Source organism: Halomonas sp. AOP7-B1-5 (assembly GCF_052353045.1).
In the GTDB taxonomy this organism is placed as follows: Bacteria; Pseudomonadota; Gammaproteobacteria; order Pseudomonadales; family Halomonadaceae; genus Vreelandella; species Vreelandella colorata.
In genome coordinates, this window is sequence record NZ_JBQTDC010000053.1 from 1 (window position 1) to 19,507 (window position 19,507).

General features: G+C 51.2%; 13 protein-coding genes, 2 tRNA genes and 1 pseudogene. 13 read left to right on the forward strand and 3 right to left on the reverse strand.

From position 1 onward, the window contains the following. From ACT3XD_RS17820 to nadA, 7 genes and pseudogenes are all read left to right on the forward strand, one after another. Positions 1-1,595 (forward strand): annotated as a pseudogene (locus tag ACT3XD_RS17820) (hypothetical protein); the annotation flags it as partial. Positions 1,596-2,649: 1,054 nt separating this feature from the next. Continuing rightward, a complete protein-coding gene (locus ACT3XD_RS17825) occupies positions 2,650-4,080 on the forward strand; it encodes a TolC family outer membrane protein (protein WP_225736321.1) in 1,431 nt (476 codons plus the stop codon). Further along, positions 4,077-6,317 (forward strand): type I secretion system permease/ATPase, encoded by a 2,241-nt coding sequence (locus ACT3XD_RS17830; RefSeq protein WP_192539564.1) that lies wholly within the window; start codon positions 4,077-4,079, stop codon positions 6,315-6,317. Before ACT3XD_RS17825 ends, ACT3XD_RS17830 begins: the two co-directional genes overlap by 4 nt. A gap of 70 nt (positions 6,318-6,387) precedes the next feature. Beyond that, positions 6,388-7,626: an HlyD family type I secretion periplasmic adaptor subunit gene (locus ACT3XD_RS17835; RefSeq protein WP_192539565.1), complete on the forward strand. Its 1,239-nt coding sequence runs from the start codon at positions 6,388-6,390 to the stop codon at positions 7,624-7,626. Positions 7,627-7,679: 53 nt separating this feature from the next. After that, positions 7,680-7,755: transfer RNA gene (locus tag ACT3XD_RS17840), tRNA-Lys, on the forward strand. A gap of 76 nt (positions 7,756-7,831) precedes the next feature. After that, positions 7,832-7,907: transfer RNA gene (locus tag ACT3XD_RS17845), tRNA-Lys, on the forward strand. 355 nt (positions 7,908-8,262) lie between these two features. Continuing rightward, positions 8,263-9,291, forward strand: a complete 1,029-nt coding sequence (nadA, locus tag ACT3XD_RS17850) for a quinolinate synthase NadA (protein ID WP_192539566.1) — start codon at positions 8,263-8,265, stop codon at positions 9,289-9,291. A gap of 94 nt (positions 9,292-9,385) precedes the next feature. Here nadA and ACT3XD_RS17855 read toward each other — a convergent pair whose 3' ends face one another. Further along, on the reverse strand, positions 9,386-10,846 hold the full coding sequence (locus ACT3XD_RS17855; RefSeq protein ID WP_192539567.1) for a M48 family metalloprotease: 1,461 nt from the start codon (positions 10,844-10,846) through the stop codon (positions 9,386-9,388). Between the two features lie 154 nt (positions 10,847-11,000). Here ACT3XD_RS17855 and ACT3XD_RS17860 point away from each other — a divergent pair, with 154 nt between their 5' ends. Both ACT3XD_RS17860 and ACT3XD_RS17865 read left to right on the forward strand, forming a co-directional pair. After that, complete coding sequence (locus tag ACT3XD_RS17860) at positions 11,001-11,264, forward strand: sulfurtransferase TusA family protein (protein ID WP_192539568.1); 264 nt, start codon at positions 11,001-11,003, stop codon at positions 11,262-11,264. Continuing rightward, positions 11,261-12,358 (forward strand): AI-2E family transporter, encoded by a 1,098-nt coding sequence (locus ACT3XD_RS17865; RefSeq protein ID WP_192539569.1) that lies wholly within the window; start codon positions 11,261-11,263, stop codon positions 12,356-12,358. Before ACT3XD_RS17860 ends, ACT3XD_RS17865 begins: the two co-directional genes overlap by 4 nt. Before the next feature lie 128 nt (positions 12,359-12,486). Here ACT3XD_RS17865 and ACT3XD_RS17870 read toward each other — a convergent pair whose 3' ends face one another. Beyond that, positions 12,487-12,966 (reverse strand): peroxiredoxin, encoded by a 480-nt coding sequence (locus tag ACT3XD_RS17870; RefSeq protein WP_192539570.1) that lies wholly within the window; start codon positions 12,964-12,966, stop codon positions 12,487-12,489. A 250-nt stretch (positions 12,967-13,216) separates the two neighbouring features. On the opposite strand from ACT3XD_RS17870, the gene dapA reads away from it, so the two are divergent. The 3 genes from dapA to purC all read left to right on the forward strand — a co-directional run bounded on the left by dapA (position 13,217) and on the right by purC (position 15,925). Continuing rightward, positions 13,217-14,101, forward strand: a complete 885-nt coding sequence (dapA, locus tag ACT3XD_RS17875; RefSeq protein ID WP_192539571.1) for a 4-hydroxy-tetrahydrodipicolinate synthase — start codon at positions 13,217-13,219, stop codon at positions 14,099-14,101. Positions 14,102-14,194: 93 nt separating this feature from the next. Beyond that, complete coding sequence (gene bamC, locus ACT3XD_RS17880) at positions 14,195-15,178, forward strand: outer membrane protein assembly factor BamC (RefSeq protein ID WP_192539572.1); 984 nt, start codon at positions 14,195-14,197, stop codon at positions 15,176-15,178. Positions 15,179-15,208: 30 nt separating this feature from the next. Next, the gene (gene purC / locus ACT3XD_RS17885; RefSeq protein ID WP_192539573.1) at positions 15,209-15,925 is read left to right on the forward strand and encodes a phosphoribosylaminoimidazolesuccinocarboxamide synthase; all 717 of its coding nucleotides are present in this window, start codon (positions 15,209-15,211) and stop codon (positions 15,923-15,925) included. Positions 15,926-15,998: 73 nt separating this feature from the next. On the opposite strand, the gene ACT3XD_RS17890 is transcribed toward purC, so the two are convergent. Next, a complete protein-coding gene (locus ACT3XD_RS17890) occupies positions 15,999-16,739 on the reverse strand; it encodes a response regulator transcription factor (RefSeq protein WP_192539574.1) in 741 nt (246 codons plus the stop codon). Positions 16,740-17,189: 450 nt separating this feature from the next. Between ACT3XD_RS17890 and ACT3XD_RS17895 the strand changes: the two genes are divergently transcribed. After that, positions 17,190-19,507, forward strand: a 2,318-nt coding sequence (locus ACT3XD_RS17895) for an ESPR-type extended signal peptide-containing protein (RefSeq protein ID WP_192539575.1), incomplete at its 3' end; no start/stop codon positions are given.

The window sequence follows — 19,507 nt, forward strand, 5'->3', positions numbered from 1 at the left end:
ACGGTCTGGTGGCTGGGCTGCTTGGCGGCCAAGGCTTGGAAGATAGCCAGTTACTCGATGGACTGCTGGGTAACGACGGGTTAGTGAATGGACTGGTTGGTACCCTGGTGGGCGGCGGCCTCTTAGGAGATCTGACCAGCGAAGATCTACTGGGTGGTGCGGATGGCCTGCTTGGTGAAGAAGGCTTAGTGGGCAACCTGCTGGATACGCTGGTAGGACCGACTGGTCTTATAAGCGGATTGCTCATTGATGTATCAGTAGATGCGGAGCTACAAACAAACCTTGTCAATAACTTACTGAGCTCAGATGGAATGCTGGCTGGTTTGCTAGGTGATGGTGGGCCATTGGGTGGCCAGCTTAATGAAGGTGAGTTGCTGGAAGGACTGCTAGGAGAAAGCGGTGTAGTCGCTAACCTGCTAGGTACACTAGTGGGCGGTGAGGGAATACTCAGCGATAGCGAACTGGGCAGCGAAGGTCAGGTCAGTAACCTGCTGGATACGCTGCTTGGTCAGAATGGATTGCTTAGTAGTCTGCCTGGAAGCATCCCCGACAATGAAGGACTACTGACCGGATTGGTCAATGGACTTCTAGGCGAAAGTGGCCTTTTAGCCGGACTGGTAAATAGTGGCGTGGCATTGAGCGACCCGGTGGAAGGAGGTACTGAAGGCCTTCTTGATAGCCTCTTGGGCGAGAATGGACTAGTCACTGAAACGCTTAACACCCTATTAGGAGATGACGGCTTGTTGGGCGGCCTAGTGGACAGTACAGACCAAGAAAACTGGCTCGGCAATGATGGGCTACTTTCCAGCGTACTCTCACCCATCGTAGGGCCGAGTGGACTCTTAACAAGTATATTGGCATCGACCGATGCCACACTGACTCCTGAGCAGGGCGAGGGCTTGCTGGCAGATTTGATAGGAACTGATGGTTTGCTTGAAGGTCTCTTACAATCTGGTGGAGCGCTGGGGGATATGGATGACCAGATTTTAGTAGATGGACTGACAGGGGATGGCGGCCTAGTCAATGGTATTGTAGGAACTTTACTTGAAGAGGACGGAGTCCTGAATGGTGTTGTAGACGAAAGCACCGTGGGAAATCTGGTCGAAGGGCTGCTGGGTGAAAATGGTTTAATCGGAAGCTTGGGTTTAAGCGGTCTTTTAGGCGGTATTGGTGATCTCATTGGCAGCATTGGTGGAGGGCTTTTTGGTGGATTGTCATTAACCTCTATTGCCTCAGACGATGATCCAGTATCTCTAGCCTCGTTTAGCATTGAAGGCGATGAAAGCTTCAGTATCGCTGGGTTTGATCTGGATAACGTTGCAGATGAGTCTGAGGGTGTAGAGTCAGTATTCGATGCCAACACTATCGGTGACTTGTTGCAGGAGCCGAATGAGGATCTCTTTAGTGATACTGACTTCGATATTCTTACAGAAGAAGTTGCGCTGGAAAACAATGGAGAAACGATCTATGCCATTAATAGCGATAGCGAGGAGACTTTAGTCGAACCTGTCGAGGTAGTTGATAACTTCTCTGACACTAGCGCTTTGGAAGTTAGCCGACTTAATAGTGAGCTTGAACAGAACCAGGTGTTATAAAGAAATCAATCTAGATAGCGCTTGCTACCTCCTAGCGCCGGGCCGAAAGGCCCGGTTTTTTTATGAATATTCTAATCAGTTATTTGTTAGATTTGCCTATTCATAATGTCGCTTATGAAATTCCTGTCGTTAGGCGTATGCTTTTTAGACTGATAAAATCTACAGACTTTCTCCTATTTTGTAGGGTACGCAAAAAACGTTTGATTTGAAAATAAAAACACGGAAGATGAAGATTATAAGCAGTAGGTTTTAACTGCTTTTTAAAGAAAAATAATGAAAATTATTCCCTCTGTATTCTACTTTGGTTGTATGTATTTAAGTGCGTAACGAATTAATTTATGCTGCAATTATAAGAAGTTTTTACTAAAAAAATTATGTTTTACAGTATATTGGGGAACGCATGAAAAAGAAGAAAATGCTACGTTCATGTATCGCTTCTTTTTTGACAGGGAGTATTGTTTTAGGCGTTCAGTCAACGCATGTTCTTGCCCATGGAATTGTTGGGCTATCGGATGCTCCGATCACTTCTCAGCATCGCCCTGTAATACAAAGCTCTTCGGTCCCCGGCGATAGTGCTCGCTCCGAAAACCTGCCTGTTTCTACTAACCGTGCCAGTTCAATAACGGGGTTGTCAGACGATAATAGGAGTGTGGAAGGTCAAACTCGCTATCAGCCATCGGTTGTTCAGGCGGCTTCTCAGTCTTCATCGTCATCAGATAGTTTAGTTAACATTGTTCGATCGGGGACTCGCTCGTCAGGCGGTAGTGCTGTCACCCCCTCCCCTCAACCAGTGAATGCCAGCCAGAATGGGTATGGCGGAGCTCCGCAAGAGAGCGAAGCGGCGGGTCTGCGGGCGGCGACGAGAACGGCTATACCCACCAACGTGCGTTTATCCGAACCGCAACAAAACCTAGGCGCTCAGCGATCGGAAAGTAGATTAGCGCAGGATATTCAAACAAGCTCTCGCCGGCCATTAGTGTCAGACGCTGATGTTGGGGAGATAAATGCTCCCGTACGCGAGGCCGCAGTCTCAGACATAGCGCCAGAGCCGATAATGCCTGAGCCAGTGACTTCAGAAACGGCTTTGTCAGCGACAGATAGCCAAAATAACAGGCTAGCTGAAGAGGCTCGACCTATCGCAATAGAGTTTCAGCGTAACCCGCCAGTGCATAGCGCTTTGGAAAGTGCTAATGAGTTGCCTGCTGTGAGTTCGGCGGCTTCTGTCATCGCTGCTTCTTCAACGCCATCATCCGCGACCGATCAAGAGGGAATGAGCATTCTTGAAGCGGTACAGAGAACGATCGCCTGGCATCCGACTATTGGGGAAGCATTAGGTCGTTTATACCAACAGGGCGAGCAGGTAAGCGTGGCGAGGTCTGGCTACTATCCGCAGGTGAGTGCCGGTATTACAACCGAGCGCCGCAGCTCTACAGGGCGGTCTGAAGATGCGGTGACGGTATCTGCCTCACAAATGCTGTACGACTTTGGACGTGTTTCTAGTCAGGTGGATGCCGCAAGCTTTGGCGTTAACCGCGATCAAGCCAGGGTCTGGCTCGCAATGGATCAACTGGCAAGAGACGCCGCTCAGGCGGCCATCGAGGTTCAGCGCTACCAGGCACTGCTGGATATTGCACGTGAGCAAATCGCAGGTTTAACGGATATCCAAAAGCTTGCAGCCAGACGTTCAGAGCTTGGGGCAAGTACGCGCTCCGATGAAATTCAGGCTCAGTCACGTGTAGAGGCGGCTGAAGCGACAGAGCTTCAAATAGAAGCCCAGCTACTGACATGGCAAAATACGGTACGCACGTTAGTCGGTGCTAACGGCCCCGTCACTATTAATCGTAACTTTCCAGAGCCGCTGACCCAGTCATGTGCTGTAGCCTCTGAAGATTTTGATAATGTGCCCGAACTGATGGTGGCAGAAGCCGAGCAGGCGGAGGCTCGCGCTATCATTGCCCAAACTCAGGCCTCATTTTTCCCAACGGTATCGCTTGACGCTGATCTTAATCAGTTCTTGAACCGGGATGTGGCGGAAGATGATACCGAGGTCATCATGCGGGTTAATTTATCCAGCAACTTATATCAGGGAGGCGCTACGAGCGCTCGCCGCCGGGCGGCCGACTATAGCTTGCAAGCCTCTCAGGCAGCTAAAGATGCCGCCTATCTGTCGCTTTCACGCAGCTTACGTGAAGCCAAAGAGCAAACCGCCAGCTTTGGTCTGCGTCTTGTTACATTGGATGCCCGGGCACGTAGTATCCGCGATACCCAGCAATTATATCGCCAGCAATACTTATCGCTTGGGACACGCTCCTTGCTAGACCTGCTGAATGCCGAACAGGAGATTCATCAGTCCCGCTTTGACCAGGAAAACACCCGTTACGATTTATACCGCTTACAAATCGACTGTCTCTACAGTTCTGCCGATATTCGTGACGCGTTTGGTTTAGAAGATTCCATGGTACAAGGAGTTAGCGTTTCGCCATGAGTGATGATAAGGATAGCCAGCATAACAACGAGCTAAATAAACCGGCTTCAAAAGCCTCTGCTTTAGAAGAGGGTAGCGCTCATGATGAAATAGCCACTGAGTTTGAAGCTAGCCATTATTATGCAAGTTGGATTGAGGCCATGTTGATAGTGGCCAAACATTATCGGCTGGAATATTCGGCTGAAAATGTTCGCTTAACGGCCTCATGGCGGCAGGACAAACCGATTGGCGAAGTGCTGAGGAGTATTGCGCGCCAACTTGGTATGACGCTTAAAACCAGCCAGCTTAACGTGAAAGAATTGACGCCTTGGCGTTTGCCACTGGTCGTACAGTTTAGTGATGGCCAAATTGCCGTCGTTGAAACGGTCGATAGTGACGGCAATGTGGGCATTGTATATAGCAGTGACCAAGGAATGAAAAGCTCTTTGAGTCGCGAAGAGCTTGTGCAACATGTAACGGTCGCGGTCATCCTGCGCCCTGCAAAATCCATCCCTGATGCCAGGGTAGATGACTATATCAAGCCCTATGAAAAGAACTGGCTGCGCAAGATCATCTTAAGGGATTTAAAACCTTATGGTCATGTGATGCTGGCCTCGCTCATTGCCAATACGCTGGCGTTAGCAGGCATTATCTTTTCGCGGCAGGTCTATGACCGGGTTATTCCGGCGGAATCGATGCCCACGCTCTACGTGCTATTTAGTGGGGTGCTGCTGGCACTGCTATTCGATTTTATATTGCGTCGATCCCGGGTAAGAATTACAGATCTTCTGGGAAAACGCGCGGATATGCGGGCATCTGATCGTGTTTTTGGTCATGCGCTAAGAATACGTAATACCGCAAGACCCAAGTCGACAGGTACCTTTATTTCACAAATCCGTGAGCTGGAGTACGTGCGCGAGTTGCTTACTTCCACAACGGTCACGGCATTTGCGGATATGCCGTTCTTTATCCTTTTCTGTTTTGTATTCTGGTATATCGCGGGCTCGTTGGTATTAGTACCTATCGGGGCTGTTGTGCTGATGATCATTCCTGGGCTGCTGGTGCAGCGCAAGTTACGCAGCCTGGCGAACGACTCCATGCGTGAGTCCTCATTACGCAGCGCCATGCTCGTAGAAACCGTTCAGGGCATGGAAGATATTAAAACATTGCAGGCGGAGCCACGGTTCCAAAACCAGTGGAATCACTACAATGCCGTCACTGCCGATATGAACCTGCGGCTTCGTTACGTTACCAACTCATTGAGTGTCTGGAGTCAGACGGTGCAGACAGGAGTGTTTGCCACAGTGGTCTTCTTTGGGGCGCCGATGGTGATGGCGGGCGATCTCACTACCGGTTCATTGGTAGCAGCGTCGATTCTGGCTTCACGCATGATGGCTCCGATGACACAAATTACTCAGGTGCTGAGTAAGTGGCAGCAGGCAAAAGTGGCGACCGAGAGTCTTAATCAGATTATGGAGCGCCCCGTCGATAACCCTGAAGATACCAAGCGTGTTCACCGGGCTTCCATTCGGGGAAGTTATCAATTCACTCAGGCAGCATTCAAGTATGCCAGTGAAGATCGGACGCCTTCGCTGCAAGTAAAGAAGCTAAGTATTGCTGCTGGTGAACGTATCGCCATTTTGGGACGAAACGGCGCGGGTAAGTCCACGCTACTTCAGGCTTGCTCCGGGCTCTTAGAGCCACAGGCGGGTGAAGTGCTTTTGGATGGTCTTAGCCTTGTGCATATTGATCCTGCCGATGTGCGCCGTGATGTGGGGTTGCTAAGCCAGAACTCTCGGTTATTTCATGGAACCATCCGTGACAACCTGGCGCTGGGTGCACCGAACGCAACGGATCAGGAGCTGCTGGACGCGCTCGACATCAGCGGTGCCAATGAGTTTATCCGCAAACTTCCCGATGGCCTTGAACACGTCATTCTAGAGGGTGGAAATGGTCTTTCGGGCGGGCAACGTCAATCCCTATTACTGTCACGTCTCATCGTACGTCAGCCGACCGTGGTGCTACTGGATGAGCCAACGGCCTCCCTGGATGAGACGACTGAGAAGCGCTTTCTTCAACAGCTAAATGCTTGGCTTCCAGGCAAAACCTTTATCGTCGCGACCCACCGCATGAGTGTTCTTAATTTGGTTGAGCGTATCGTTGTGGTCGATAACGGCCAGGTTGTGATGGATGGTACGAAAAGCGAGATCCTTGCCAAACTATCGAAAAAACCAGCCCAAGCAGCGCGAACCAATTAGCCGCAGCACTATAGCTGAGGGGTAGGCATGATTAAGACAATCGCAATGACCGGTATGGGGAGTTGTCGTTATGGCCAATAAGACGCTAAGTGGTTCGAAAAGTGCCTCTAACGATCTGCCTTTGCTGGATTATGAGGAAGATAGCCGTCGCTATAACACTGAGATTGATGATGCGGCTATTGTTCGCTCCACGCGGGTGATCTGGTTTTTCTTTCTGGTGATAGCTGTATTTATTGGATGGTCCTATTTTGCTACCGTCGTTGAGGTTTCTACCGGCAGCGGGCGGGTTATTCCAACCTCCCGAGAGCAGGTTGTTCAGTCCTTGGAGGGCGGGATCTTAGCCGAATTGCGTGTAAGAGAAGGCGATATTGTCGAGCCAGGACAGATACTTGCCCAGCTTGACCCGACCCAGACAGAGTCCAACGTTAACGAAAGTGCGGCCCGCTACCGAGCGGCCTTGGCAAGTGTGGCAAGGCTTGAGGCCGAAGTTAATGACACGCCACTAAGTTTCCCCGACACCCTTGAAGATTACCCTGCGTTAACGGCGATGGAGACGTTACTCTATCAGACGCGCCGTAATGGCCTTGAGATGTCGCTGAATGGTGTTAACGACTCATTACGCTTGGTACAGCAAGAGCTAAACCTTACCCAATCACTGCTTGAAATAGGTGCTGCCAGTAATGTAGAAGTATTGCGGTTACGCCGACAAGCGACCGAACTGCAGCTCCAGGCAACGGAAATTCGCTCCGAATATATGATTTTAGCCCGCGAGGAGCTATCCAAGGCCCAGGCCGAGGTGGAGGCGCTTTCATCAGTTATTAGGGGCCGTTCAGACACACTGACGCGCTTAACGCTGCGCTCGCCCGTCAGAGGTATCGTAAAAGATATTGAGGTCACCACCACCGGCGGGGTGATCCCCCCCAATGGACGGATTATGGAAATTGTGCCGCTGGACGATCAGTTGCGTATCGAGGCGCGGATTTCTCCTCGGGATATTGCATTCATTCATCCGGGCCAGCCAGCGAGTGTAAAAATAACCGCTTATGATTACACAACCTATGGCGGGCTTGATGGGGAAGTGGTGCTGATCTCACCTGATACCATTCAGGACGAGGTTCAGCCGGAAGTGTATTACTACCGCGTATTTATTCTTACCGAAAGCGATGCGTTGGTGAATGATGTGGGAACCCGCTTCCCTATCGTTCCAGGCATGATTGCCACGGTCGATATCCGTACCGGCAATAAATCTATTTTTGATTATCTGATTAAGCCGATCAATCATGCACGTGAAGCGCTGAGAGAAAGATAAAAAACCCCTTGCTATAGATAAGGCATATCTATAGTATATGCATCCGTTCGAGGGGGTCGTTAGCTCAGTTGGTAGAGCAGTTGACTTTTAATCAATTGGTCGTAGGTTCGAATCCTACACGACCCACCATTCGAATGAAGAGACCGCCGTTTTAAGCGGCAATGTTGCAAAAAGAACGTTGTAAAAGTTAGGTAAGCAAGAATTTGGGTCGTTAGCTCAGTTGGTAGAGCAGTTGACTTTTAATCAATTGGTCGTAGGTTCGAATCCTACACGACCCACCAAATTCAACGCCCCTGGTAGCTTGCTACCAGGGGCGTTTTGCTATGCGTCTATTTTGCCGCTATGCCATCTCTCAGGTTGCTACTGCTAATGCAGCGTAAAGTCCGGCTTAAGAGAGTGTCATTGGTGATCGAAAGTCGTTAAACGATAGGCTATATTTAGAGGCTGCTCTTATTAGCGGTAGAGTCCGTTAGACTCAGGATTGGTTAACAACAGAAATAGTTAGAGCTAGTAGCGCAGTGGGCCACCGCGAGAGACGCAGCGGCCCGTTGCAATCGCGAGCGGGATGTGTGGATTACACAAACCGCGCCTGGTGTTTAACAGGGGGATTCCCTGTTCGTCACAGTGGTAGACACGATGACTATTATGACTTCTCAAGCTGAGCTAGATGCTCCGCTCCCAAGCCCGTATTGCCCCACTCGTATCCCCGCGGAAGACCAAGCGCGCGTTGCTGAAATAAAGCAGCTATTGCAAGCGCATAATGCGGTGCTTGTCGCGCATTACTATACCGATGATGCTATTCAGCAGTTGGCCGAGGAAACGGGCGGCTGTGTGGCAGACTCCCTGGAAATGGCGCGCTTTGGCGCCCGGCATGATGCCACAACGCTGGTCGTTGCTGGCGTACGCTTCATGGGGGAAACAGCCAAAATTCTTTCGCCCGAAAAACGCGTACTCATGCCCACGCTTGAGGCAACTTGCTCGCTGGATATTGGCTGTCCGGTAGATGAGTTCAGCGCCTTTTGCGATGCGAATCCCGATCGAACCGTGGTGGTGTATGCCAACACATCGGCGGCGGTAAAAGCGCGCGCTGACTGGGTAGTGACTTCATCCATTGCGGTTGAGGTCATCGAGCATCTGCAGGCTAAGGGTGAAAAAATTCTTTGGGCGCCTGATAAGCACTTGGGCGGCTATATTCAGAAAAAAACCGGTGCTGACATGCTGATGTGGGACGGTGCCTGCATTGTGCATGAAGAGTTTAAGGCAAAAGGCATTGAAGATTTAAAGCGTCTTTACCCTGATGCAGCTGTGCTGGTCCACCCTGAGTCGCCTGACTCGGTCGTTAATATGGCCGATGTTGCCGGGTCGACGTCGCAATTAATTAAGGCTGCGCAAACGTTGCCCAACAATAAGCTTATTGTGGCCACTGATCGGGGCATTTTTTTCAAGATGCAGCAGGCTGTTCCCGACAAGGTACTGTTCGAGGCGCCTACGGCGGGTAATGGCGCTACGTGCCGAAGCTGCGCGCACTGCCCGTGGATGGCAATGAATGAATTGGACAATCTGGCGGGGGCTTTGCGCCACGGCAGCGGAGAAATCCATGTGGATGCATCGCTGCGTCAGCGTGCGCTTAAGCCATTAGAACGGATGCTTAATTTCAACGCCTGATCAGGCTGACTTAGCATTGCGCTATTCAAAAAAAGCGCCTGACGGCCTACGCAGTCGGGCGCTTTTAGCATGAGGCGTTTACGTAGATGTTGTCTTAGAAATCTTCCAACGCTTGGCGATACTCAATGAACGCTTCGCGGCGCTGCTCAATGCGAGCAAGTGCCTGTTGGTTGCTTTCACGTTCGGCAGCGTCGCGGGCAATCGACAGCTGGCGTATGCCTTGATCAACCCGCCCGGTCAGCTGTAGCTGCTCGGCGCGTGCTAAATGCCCCCAGCTACCATGCCCACTCCGTCCTGCCGCCTCGGCAAGCAGGTTAAACCCTTGTGGGCTATCAGGATGCCGCGCGGTAATATTGTTGAGTAGCTGATAAGCCGCCTCAGGATCACGCTGTAACTGGGCTTCGGCCAGGGTTAATTGAGCAGGGAGATAAGCGGGCATTATCCTCAATAAGCGCTGGCTGCGCGTAATTGCCTCGTCATAGCGTTGGGCTTCAAGCGCAATACTCGCGGCAGAGGCGGGCAGCATGGCGTAGTCGGGTAGTTCGGCAGCCAGTTGGTCAAGCGCTTGCAGGGCGCTGTCAGTTTGCCCGTTTCGTCCCCTGATCAACGCTTCTAGATAGCGTCTTGCGGGCTCCTCAGCGCCTTCCTGGGCAAGGTGCGAGGTTGCCTGGTGTGGCGAGTTGCTGTAAATGCTCAGCAGGGCGCGTGCGCGCATCATGTCGTAAAGCGTGTCGCTGGTATAAGCATTGGCGACGCTCAACTGAGAGGCGCGTGCTTGAGCATCACTTAAACGGCTATCCGACACGGGGTGTGTGAGCAGGAATTCGGGCGGCGTGCCGCCCTGTAGGCGCGCCATTCTTTGCATGGCGGAGAACATGCGTACCATCGCTTCAGGGTCATAGCCGGCATCTGCCATCGCCTGTAAGCCAATATGGTCGGCTTCTTGTTCATAGCGTCGGGAATAGGTGAGCTGGTCTTGGATCAGTGCCGCCTGAGAGCCCATAGCGGCCGCTATACCCGCATCGCCACCGCCGCTTGCCGCCACCAGCATACCCGCCAGCATGGCGGCCATGGCGGGTAGCTGTGTTTGCTCGGCCCTGGCGCTTCCTCGGGCATAATGGCGCTGCGATAAGTGGCCTAACTCGTGCGCAATCACCGAAACGAAAGCGCCTTCATCTTCGGCAAAGGCAAAAAGCCCCGAATTGATACCGATCACGCCTCCGGGTACCGCGAACGCATTGAGCGACCGGTTATCGACCATTACCGTTGTGGTCTGTAAGCTGCCTAACTGGCTATAGGGCACAAGGCGTGCCACTAGGCTATCCAGATAGTCATTGACGATCGGATCTTGCCATTGAGGTGCCTGGGCGCGAAATTGACGCAACCATGCCCGCCCCAGGCGAAACTCTTCACTGCTTGCCGATGATGCGACACCGCCAAGCGTTGGCAAATGATAGTCATTAAGTGCGTAGCTTGGCGGGCTCGACATGCTGATGCTGCAAGCAATAGCAAGCGCGCAAATCCAGCGTGGGTAAGCGTTCCGTAGGTGCGGCATGGCATCCTCGTTCATTATAATAAAGCGCAGCATTTACCACTGTGACATTGAATGGTGCAGTGAAGTGCCGTTAAATCAAATGGTCAATGATCATCGCAAAGTAAACAGTTTATGCAACAATGTCGTGATCATGCAGGCATTTTGAGGAGTTGGTATGTCTGAACCATTAACGCGTTGTCAACCAGACGTAGTGCTTGATGCGTGTGGGCTGCCTTGCCCGTTACCGTTACTCAAAACAAAACAGGCGCTGGCCGGGATGGTTGCCGGACAAGTGTTAGAAGTGCGCGCCACTGATGCAGGCTCCTGGCGCGATATGGTCTCCTTTGCTGACCAGAGTAATCATGCCATGGAAGCGCGAGAGCAGTGCCATGAAACGTACTTTTTCTGGATACGCAAAGCGGGAGATGCCCGCTCATGACCATGCGTACCATTTTTAAAAGTTGGGTTGAGCGCTATTTTTCCGATGAAGAAGCACTCGTTTTATTATTGATATTGGTCGCTGGTTTTGCCGCCATTATTTGGTTTGGGCGCATGCTGGCTCCCTTCTTTACCGCGCTGATCGTGGCTTTTCTACTCCAAGGTGTCGTGAGTGCATTAACTCGGCGGGGCGTGCCGCATTTATTGGCCGTTATTACCATCTTCCTTGCTTTTGTGAGCGTCTTGCTGGCGCTGGCGTTTATCTTAATGCCGCTCATTTGGAATCAGCTGGTGGGGCTTGTGCAAGAAACGCCGCGCATGTTCGCAAGTGGCCAGGTATGGCTGGATGAAATGCAGGCGCGTTACCCCAACTTGATTACCCCGGATCAAATGCAAAGCTGGATAGGAGTGGCGAGCCGCGAGATTAGTCAGTTAGGTCAGCGCGCCTTAACGCTATCGCTAGCCTCGCTGGGCAACGTTATGTCGTTAATCATTTATCTGGTATTGGTGCCTATTTTGGTCTTCTTTATGCTTAAAGACCGCGAGGTGCTGGTCGGGTTTACCCTTTCTCTGTTGCCACAAAAGCGCGCATTATTAACGCGGATCTGGAAAGAGATGGACCATCAGATCGCTAACTATATTCGCGGTAAATTCATCGAGATTATGATTGTGGGGACGGTGGCGTTTTTTACCTTTACCTTTTTTGGCCTGCCTTATACGGCGCTGCTGGCTGTTTTGGTGGGGTTTTCGGTGTTGGTGCCTTTTATCGGTGCGGCGGTGGCAACCCTGCCGGTCGCGGCGGTCGCCGGTTTTTATTTTGGGTTAAGTGATCAATTTGCATACGTTTTGATTGCGTATGGGATCATTCAAGCCTTGGATGGAAACGTTCTATCACCAGTGCTTTTCTCTGAAACCAACAACATTCATCCCGTTTCAATTATTGTCGCCGTGCTTTTCTTTGGCGGTATCTGGGGCTTTTGGGGAGTGTTTTTCGCCATTCCGCTGGCGACGCTGTTAAAAGCACTGATTTATGCCTGGCCGCGCGGTATTCATAAGCAGGAGGGGGCCGATAGCGTTATTCAGGTAGACTCTTAAGCAAACGCGCGGCTGTTTCTTCGGCTAAAAGCTTTCTTAGGTCAACAGATACAGTGCCGTTTTCAGCCGCATGAATTGCTTTGAGCATCCGCTTTCGCCCGCCCAGTTATAAAACCGGGCGGGCGTTTTTATGAGCGGCTGGCGTGCAGCGCTTGCGCGGCTGTCAATACTTCAGCGACGTGGCCCGGGACTTTAACGCCACGCCATTCGTTGGCAAGATTGCCGTCTGCATCAATCAGAAAAGTGCTGCGCTCGATGCCTAAATGCTCCTTGCCGTACATTTTTTTCAGCTTGATCACGTCAAACAGGGTGCAGAGCGTTTCGTCTTTGTCGGAAATCAGCGCAAAGTTAAAGTCCTGCTTGGTTTTAAAGTTTTCTTGGGCGCGCAGGCCATCGCGCGAAACACCTAGAATAACGGTATTGGCGGTATCAAACGCATTTTTATTATCCCGGAAGTCGCCGCCCTCAGTCGTGCAGCCCGGTGTGCTGGCTTTCGGATAGAAATAAATAACGACCTGCTTACCGCGTAGTTGCGATAGTGTCACCGTTGTATCGCCGGTGGCGCTGGCCGAAAAATCGGGGACAGATTGGCCTAGTTCAATGCTCATGCAAACTCCTCATCATTAGTCACTTATCAGGCTGATTACACGCAACCTTAGCCAGCATGTCAAAGGTGGGAGGGGCATATCACGCAAACTCACTACGGTTTGCGCTGTACAGGGTCGAGTCGCCTGAGTACCATTTACCCCTGTAGGCCCAAAAGGGCGGTCGTCATGCTGCTCAAGATAGCATTCGGCGCTTTGTCTTGTTGTCCATATTGGGTTTGATTTCATAACTTTGCAGGTGAGGAATAAACGGATGATCACAGGCAGCATCGTCGCCCTGGCGACGCCGATGAAAGTCAATGGCGACATCGACTGGGAGGCGCTTCGTCGTCTGGTAAATTTCCACCTTGAAAATGGCACCGATGGCATCGTTGCCGCCGGTACCACGGGCGAACCTACGACGATGTCGTTTGCTGAACACTTTGATGTGATCCGCAGCGTCGTTGAAGAGGTTAATGGGCGTATCCCGGTAATTGCCGGTACGGGCGCCAATGCCACATCTGAGGCGGTTGAGCTTGCTCGTTACGCAAGCGAAGTGGGGGCTGACTACTGCTTGTCGGTATGCCCTTACTACAACAAGCCGACCCAGGAAGGCTTGTATCAGCACTTTAAAGCAGTGGCCGAAGGCAGCAAGCTACCGGTCATTATGTACAACGTACCGGGCCGTACCTGCTCTGACTTGTACAACGAGACCGTGGTGCGCCTGGCTGCTGTTGACAATATTATTGGCCTAAAAGATGCCACAGGGAACCTTGAGCGTGCGGAAGATCTAATCTCTCGCTTGAAGGGCAGCGACTTTATGCTGTACTCCGGCGACGATGCGACCGCGTGTGATTTTATGCTGATGGGCGGGCATGGCGATATTTCAGTAACGGCAAACGTGGCTCCCAAAGGGATGCATGATTTGTGTGCGGCGGCCGTTGCTGGCGATGCGGATAAAGCTCACCAAATTAATACCCGCTTGATGCCTCTGCATACCAATCTGGGCATTGAGTCGAACCCTATCCCGGTAAAATGGGCGCTCAATCGCATGGGGTATATGGATGCAGGAATTCGTTTGCCGTTGACGTGGCTGTCTGAGAAGTACCACGCCACTGTGAGTGAAGCGATGCAACTGGCGGGCGTGATCGAGGAGTAATGCTCTTTTATCACACCCGGCGCGATACTATGGCTACTTGGCGCACCCAATGGTGTGCCGGGTAGCTGCTCTGTTGACTGTTAAGGTGGCTTGATGAGCTCTGTGCTTGAAAAACGTGCGCTTAAATGGATACCGCTGGCACTCGTAACGGCTGTCACTCTAGCTGGGTGCGCGCGTGATGGTTATTACCACGACCGCAACCTGGACTACACCAAAGCCGCTCCGGCACCTCCCTTAGTGCTGCCAGAGACTCGTAATGCTCAGCGCTATCAGGATGCGTTGCCGGTTCCTCAGGCAGCCATGCAGGGCGCACGCATTGATGAGGCCGCAGAAATCCGCCCGCCTCAGTCGCTGGCCATTGGTAGCGGTTTGGAGCCTGAATACGTTGAGCGGCGCCAAGCGGGTAACCAAAGTTGGCTGGTAGTGGCTGCTGACACCGGCGCCGTCTGGCCGCAGTTGGAAAGTTTTGCCCGCAGTCGCCAGCTTGGCGTACAGCAAAGCGATGTTTCCCAAGGCGTGATTGTAACGTCCCAGGCGGACCTGCGTCTGCAAAGCGCCATGCGTTCCGGCAGTAGTGAAGTGCGCTGTGAGCGTGGTAGCCAGACCATGACGAGCTGCCTGGACGCCCTGGAAGAGTTTCTAGGCGCGCGCAGTGCATCGCAAAGCGTGGCGTCCTCGTGGAACGCGCAGCGCTTGAACCACCAGCAAACGTTACAGATCCGTCAGGAAGGCGATGAATGGGAAGTCGCCATTCCTCAGCCGGTGGAGCGCGTATGGGCTGAGCTTAACCACTATCTGACCCTGGATTTCACTCAGGAAGGGCAGCGCAACCTGTTGGCCACCAATCCTGAAAACTATGAGTTCCTGGTCGAGTACATGACGGCTACCGAGCGCGATCGTAATCCGCTACAGATAGTCTTTAGTGCCGATGTGCGCCGGATGTCTCAAGAGATACGCCTTGTTCTGCAGCCCGATGGTAACCAGACCATCCTGCGTGCGGTCAATGCCAGCGAGCGCGGGTTTAGTCCCGATGACCAGCGTGAGCTGTTAGAACGTGTTGCTGGCTATTTACGTTAATCTGTTTATTTGATCCCTTTCGGAGCTGTCATGGAAAAGCGCCAAGAACTTTATGCCGGTAAGGCAAAATCTGTATATACCACCGATGATCCGGACCTGCTGGTGCTGCAGTTTCGTGATGACACCAGCGCTTTTGATGGCAAGAAGAAAGAAGCTCTGGCCCGTAAGGGGATGGTCAATAACATCTTCAACGCGTTTATCATGGAGCGCTTGCAAGAGGCCGGTATCCCTACGCATTTTGAAAAACAGCTCTCTCCCAACGAGAGCCTGGTTAAAAAAATGCAGATGATTCCGGTCGAATGCGTGGTCCGTAACATTGCCGCCGGCGGACTGGTAAAGCGTTTGGGCATTGAAGAAGGTATCGCGCTTACGCCGCCTACCTTTGAGCTGTTCTTGAAGAATGACGATAAGGGCGACCCGATGATCAACGAGTCGCTGGCTGAAACCTTTGGCTGGGCAACGCCTGAGCAGCTTGGCAAGATGAAAACGCTGACCTTCAAGGTTAACCACGTGTTAAAACAGCTGTTTGCCGAAGGCGATATGCTGCTGGTGGACTACAAGCTTGAGTTTGGCGTGTTCAAAGGCGAGGTGGTGCTGGGCGATGAGTTCTCCCCGGATGGTTGCCGCCTGTGGGATGCCAATACCCGCGAGAAGCTCGACAAAGACCGTTTCCGCCAAGGTTTGGGCGGTGTGATCGAAGCCTACGAAGAAGTAGGCCGCCGTCTGGGCATCACGTTTCCCGCTTAACGTAGCGCATTAGCCTGAAGCTTAGTCGATAGCCACCACCTCTAACGTGGTGGCTTCGTCGTTTTGGAGGGCGTTAAGCGCTGTTTAACTCACCAACTTTATTATTTGTTTTAATTGCTTGTAATCGATAGCCATAGCCATAAACAGATACTAGATTCCATCCGTATTCAGCGGTCAGTAGTAGTTTTTTGCGTATTCGGTGAATATGGACGTCAAGTGTTCGTGTATTAAGATCTTTATCGCGCCCCCATACATATTTGTATAAATAGGCGCGAGAAAGGGGGCTATCTAGACGATTTAGCAGAAGGTAGGCGAGTCGAAACTCCTGATGTGTGAGCGTAATGCTTTGCCCATCAATACAAGCTGTTTCTTTCTGAGTATTAAGCTTTATACGACCAAACTTCAACTGATGGGCTTGATTTGAAGTGTATGAAAGCTTTCGGCGTGAGGCCGCATAGGCGCGAGCTGCTAATTCACGTGGCCTAAAAGGCTTACTGATAAAGTCGTCGGCGCCTGCATCTAAGGCTTGAATAACATCAGTCTCTTCTTGCCGATGAGTCACAATTATGACCGCTGGTAACATTTCCAGATACTTTTTCATCCAATCAAGTAAGGCAATACCAGTACCGTCAGGTAGATGCCAATCCAAAAGTACTAAATCGAAGGTTTCGCGGCTAGCGGTGTGAATAAATGCCGAGCTAGTCGCAAATGCCGATATGTTTGTTTGAATTCCTCTGTTTACGAACCCGTTATAAAGCGCTTTGTGCATGCGCTCGTACATTACACTTTCGTCCTCCACTACTGCAATCTTCATAAATACTCCTTGCGTAGCCTAAGTTTTTATTTTCTTAAGCGCGTCAATCTTTTTTACTGCCAAAGTATAATTTATTAAATATTAATAAAATTTACAAACCCCTTACTTAAGCAATGACGAAGGGCTTTAGATAGCCTTTATTTTAATTTTGTCCCACCGAAAGAATTATTGCTAGCAATAATGTTAACAATTGTTAATTAATGTTGAGGTGAATAGTAATAAAGAACGAGAATGCCCTGATCAATATTTACATCTAAAAATTGCCTGCTGAGCGCAACTTTTATGAGGTGGCCAAAGGTAATAGGGGCTACCTGACCGCTTGTTTTCGGTAGGTCATAGCTCTTTTGCCTTGCTCATCTTTACGTTGCTCAGAGCTTGAACGCTGCGACGCGCATAGGCTTGACAGATGTGTAAAGCGTTTTGACTAAACGATAAGTCGAAGGACATACAATGAATAGAATATTTCGCTTGATCTGGAACCGCTCCCTCGGACGATTAGTGGTTACATCTGAAGGGGCTCGTGCTAGCCAGAAGGCAACAGGTTCCTCTGGTGTTGTAGGCGGCTCAACACTGGTTTCAGCTTCTTGTCATATAGTCCGAAATGCTTTTCGCTTCTCGCCATTAGTGCTGGCCATGGTGATGGCTGGTGGCGTAGTAAACGCACAAACGAATGTCTCAGCAGGCAATAATATCGTTGTTACGCCCGATGACGAAGACAATCCCACTGCTTACACCGTTTCAACCGAAGATGACGTTACATTTAATAATATAACTACGAGTGGGCTAGCTGTTAGTGGGACTGCCATTCTCAGCGCGTTGCAGGTAACTGGGCTCACAACGTTAAGTGGCGGTTTGGTGATGAGTAATAGCCAGATCACTGGTTTGGCTAATGGCACTGCCAGTGATCACGCCGTTAATTTCAGCCAATTGAGCGCAGTAAGTGATGCGGCTAATGCCGGATGGAATATTAGTGCTGGCGATGGCAGCTCTGAAAACGTTGCGCCAGGTGACTCCGTTGATTTCAGCGGCGACAGCAATATCAATGTTAGTCGCACAGGTGCCAACCTTACCTTTAGTTTAGCCGACGAAATCAATGTCGACCGCATTACGGCGGGTAGTGCTGCTTTCGGTAGCAACGGTTTGACTATTACTGATGGGCCAAGCGTAACTTCAGCAGGCATTGATGCAGGCGGTAGCACTATCACTAATCTGGGGACCGGACTAATCGGAGAAGGTAGCCAGGATGCAGTGACCGGCGGACAGGTTTTTACTTACTTTGTCGAAGAAGGTCTCGGTGGAGGAATAAGATATTTCCGCGCAAATTCTCTTCTACCCGACTCCAGTGCGGAGGGGGTGGATTCAGTTGCAATCGGCCCTAACACAATAACTGAAGGCGAAAGCAGTTTCGCTGCTGGAAATGATGCAGTTACAACCGTGGATGGAGTAGGTGCTATTGCTCTTGGTCAGGAGGCCACTGCAGGCAGTGCTGATCCTGGAGGTGGAGGTGCCGGAGCAATTGCGGTTGGTCGTAATAGCGCAGCTAGTGCTGACAGCGCCGTAGCGCTGGGCGGCGACGCCCTAGCGACTGCTGGAAACGCCATGGCATTGGGTAGCGGAGCACAAGCAAGTGGTGTCAACGGGATTGCCTTAGGCCAGGGAGCGGTGGCAGCCGCACGTAATAACATTTCGATTGGTGAGGAGGCTGGTTTCGGTACGGTTGGTGCTGTAGGCAACGATCAATTAAATAATATTGCTATTGGGGCTAAGTCTGGCCAAAACGTTGTTGGTCAACGCAATATAGCGATGGGAAGCCAAGCCGGCAATGAAACGGAAGGTAATGATAATATTGCCTTTGGCGAAAATGCTGGGAGCAATCTAGCTAGTGATAGCAGCATCAGTATCGGCCGCAACGCAAACTCAAATGGTGGTCAATTAGATCGCTCAATAGCTATTGGGGAAGAGGCAGGAGCAGGTACCGATAGTATTGCTGTGGGGCATGAAGCTTCTGCATCGGGAGTCAATGGCGTTGCGCTGGGTCTTCGTGCAAATACCCAGGGAACAGGTGTTGGAGTTGGTTCCAACACAGTTGCGCACAGTGGTTATGTAGCCTTGGGTACGGGGGCACAGGCAGTCCAAAGTGATGTTTCAGGGGGCGGGGCGTTTACAGGCCGCGCTTTTGACGGAACCGCCGTTTCCGTTGGTAGCAGTGCGCCGGGAAATGCTTTTACGCGGCGCATCGTTAATGTAGAGGATGGCGCCAACGAGACCGATGCAGTCAATGTTCGTCAGTTGCAAGCTGTGGTTGATAGCTCTCTCAATGGTGGCCCGATTAATTATGAGGAATTGGCTGAAGAAGTTAATACCAATTGGAGTCAACAAATAGCCGCTGTTGAGCCTAACTATCTTTCTATTAATGATGGAGGGGCCTCGCTTGGTAATAGAGATAATAGTGGAGCACTTGCGACGCAATCTATTGCTCTAGGGCCAGATGCCAGCACTACGGTTGAGGCAACCAACTCAACAGCTATCGGTTCTATGGTTGGTGCCGAGGGCTCATCCTCAGTAGCGCTGGGCCACGATGTTAAGGCGTTGAGTAACAACACAACTGTAATTGGTAACGGTCGTACAGAAGCGCGAGACATTAGCGGTGTGGCTATCGGTACTTCCGTTCAGAGTCGTGGTGATAACTCTATCGTCATTGGTACCAATTCTGAGTCGGATGACCAAGATAGTGCTGATGTTGTTGATAATTCTATTGTTATTGGTAC

Excerpts from the sequence above, each read along its gene's own strand:
- ACT3XD_RS17825 (WP_225736321.1), top strand. The coding sequence starts at position 2,650 with ATGCCTGAGCCAGTGACTTCAGAAACGGCTTTGTCAGCGACAGATAGC.
- ACT3XD_RS17830 (WP_192539564.1), top strand. The coding sequence starts at position 4,077 with ATGAGTGATGATAAGGATAGCCAGCATAACAACGAGCTAAATAAACCG.
- ACT3XD_RS17835 (WP_192539565.1), top strand. The coding sequence starts at position 6,388 with ATGGCCAATAAGACGCTAAGTGGTTCGAAAAGTGCCTCTAACGATCTG.
- nadA (WP_192539566.1), top strand. The coding sequence starts at position 8,263 with ATGACTATTATGACTTCTCAAGCTGAGCTAGATGCTCCGCTCCCAAGC.
- ACT3XD_RS17855 (WP_192539567.1), bottom strand. The coding sequence starts at position 10,846 with ATGCCGCACCTACGGAACGCTTACCCACGCTGGATTTGCGCGCTTGCT.
- ACT3XD_RS17860 (WP_192539568.1), top strand. The coding sequence starts at position 11,001 with ATGTCTGAACCATTAACGCGTTGTCAACCAGACGTAGTGCTTGATGCG.
- ACT3XD_RS17865 (WP_192539569.1), top strand. The coding sequence starts at position 11,261 with ATGACCATGCGTACCATTTTTAAAAGTTGGGTTGAGCGCTATTTTTCC.
- ACT3XD_RS17870 (WP_192539570.1), bottom strand. The coding sequence starts at position 12,966 with ATGAGCATTGAACTAGGCCAATCTGTCCCCGATTTTTCGGCCAGCGCC.
- dapA (WP_192539571.1), top strand. The coding sequence starts at position 13,217 with ATGATCACAGGCAGCATCGTCGCCCTGGCGACGCCGATGAAAGTCAAT.
- bamC (WP_192539572.1), top strand. The coding sequence starts at position 14,195 with ATGAGCTCTGTGCTTGAAAAACGTGCGCTTAAATGGATACCGCTGGCA.
- purC (WP_192539573.1), top strand. The coding sequence starts at position 15,209 with ATGGAAAAGCGCCAAGAACTTTATGCCGGTAAGGCAAAATCTGTATAT.
- ACT3XD_RS17890 (WP_192539574.1), bottom strand. The coding sequence starts at position 16,739 with ATGAAGATTGCAGTAGTGGAGGACGAAAGTGTAATGTACGAGCGCATG.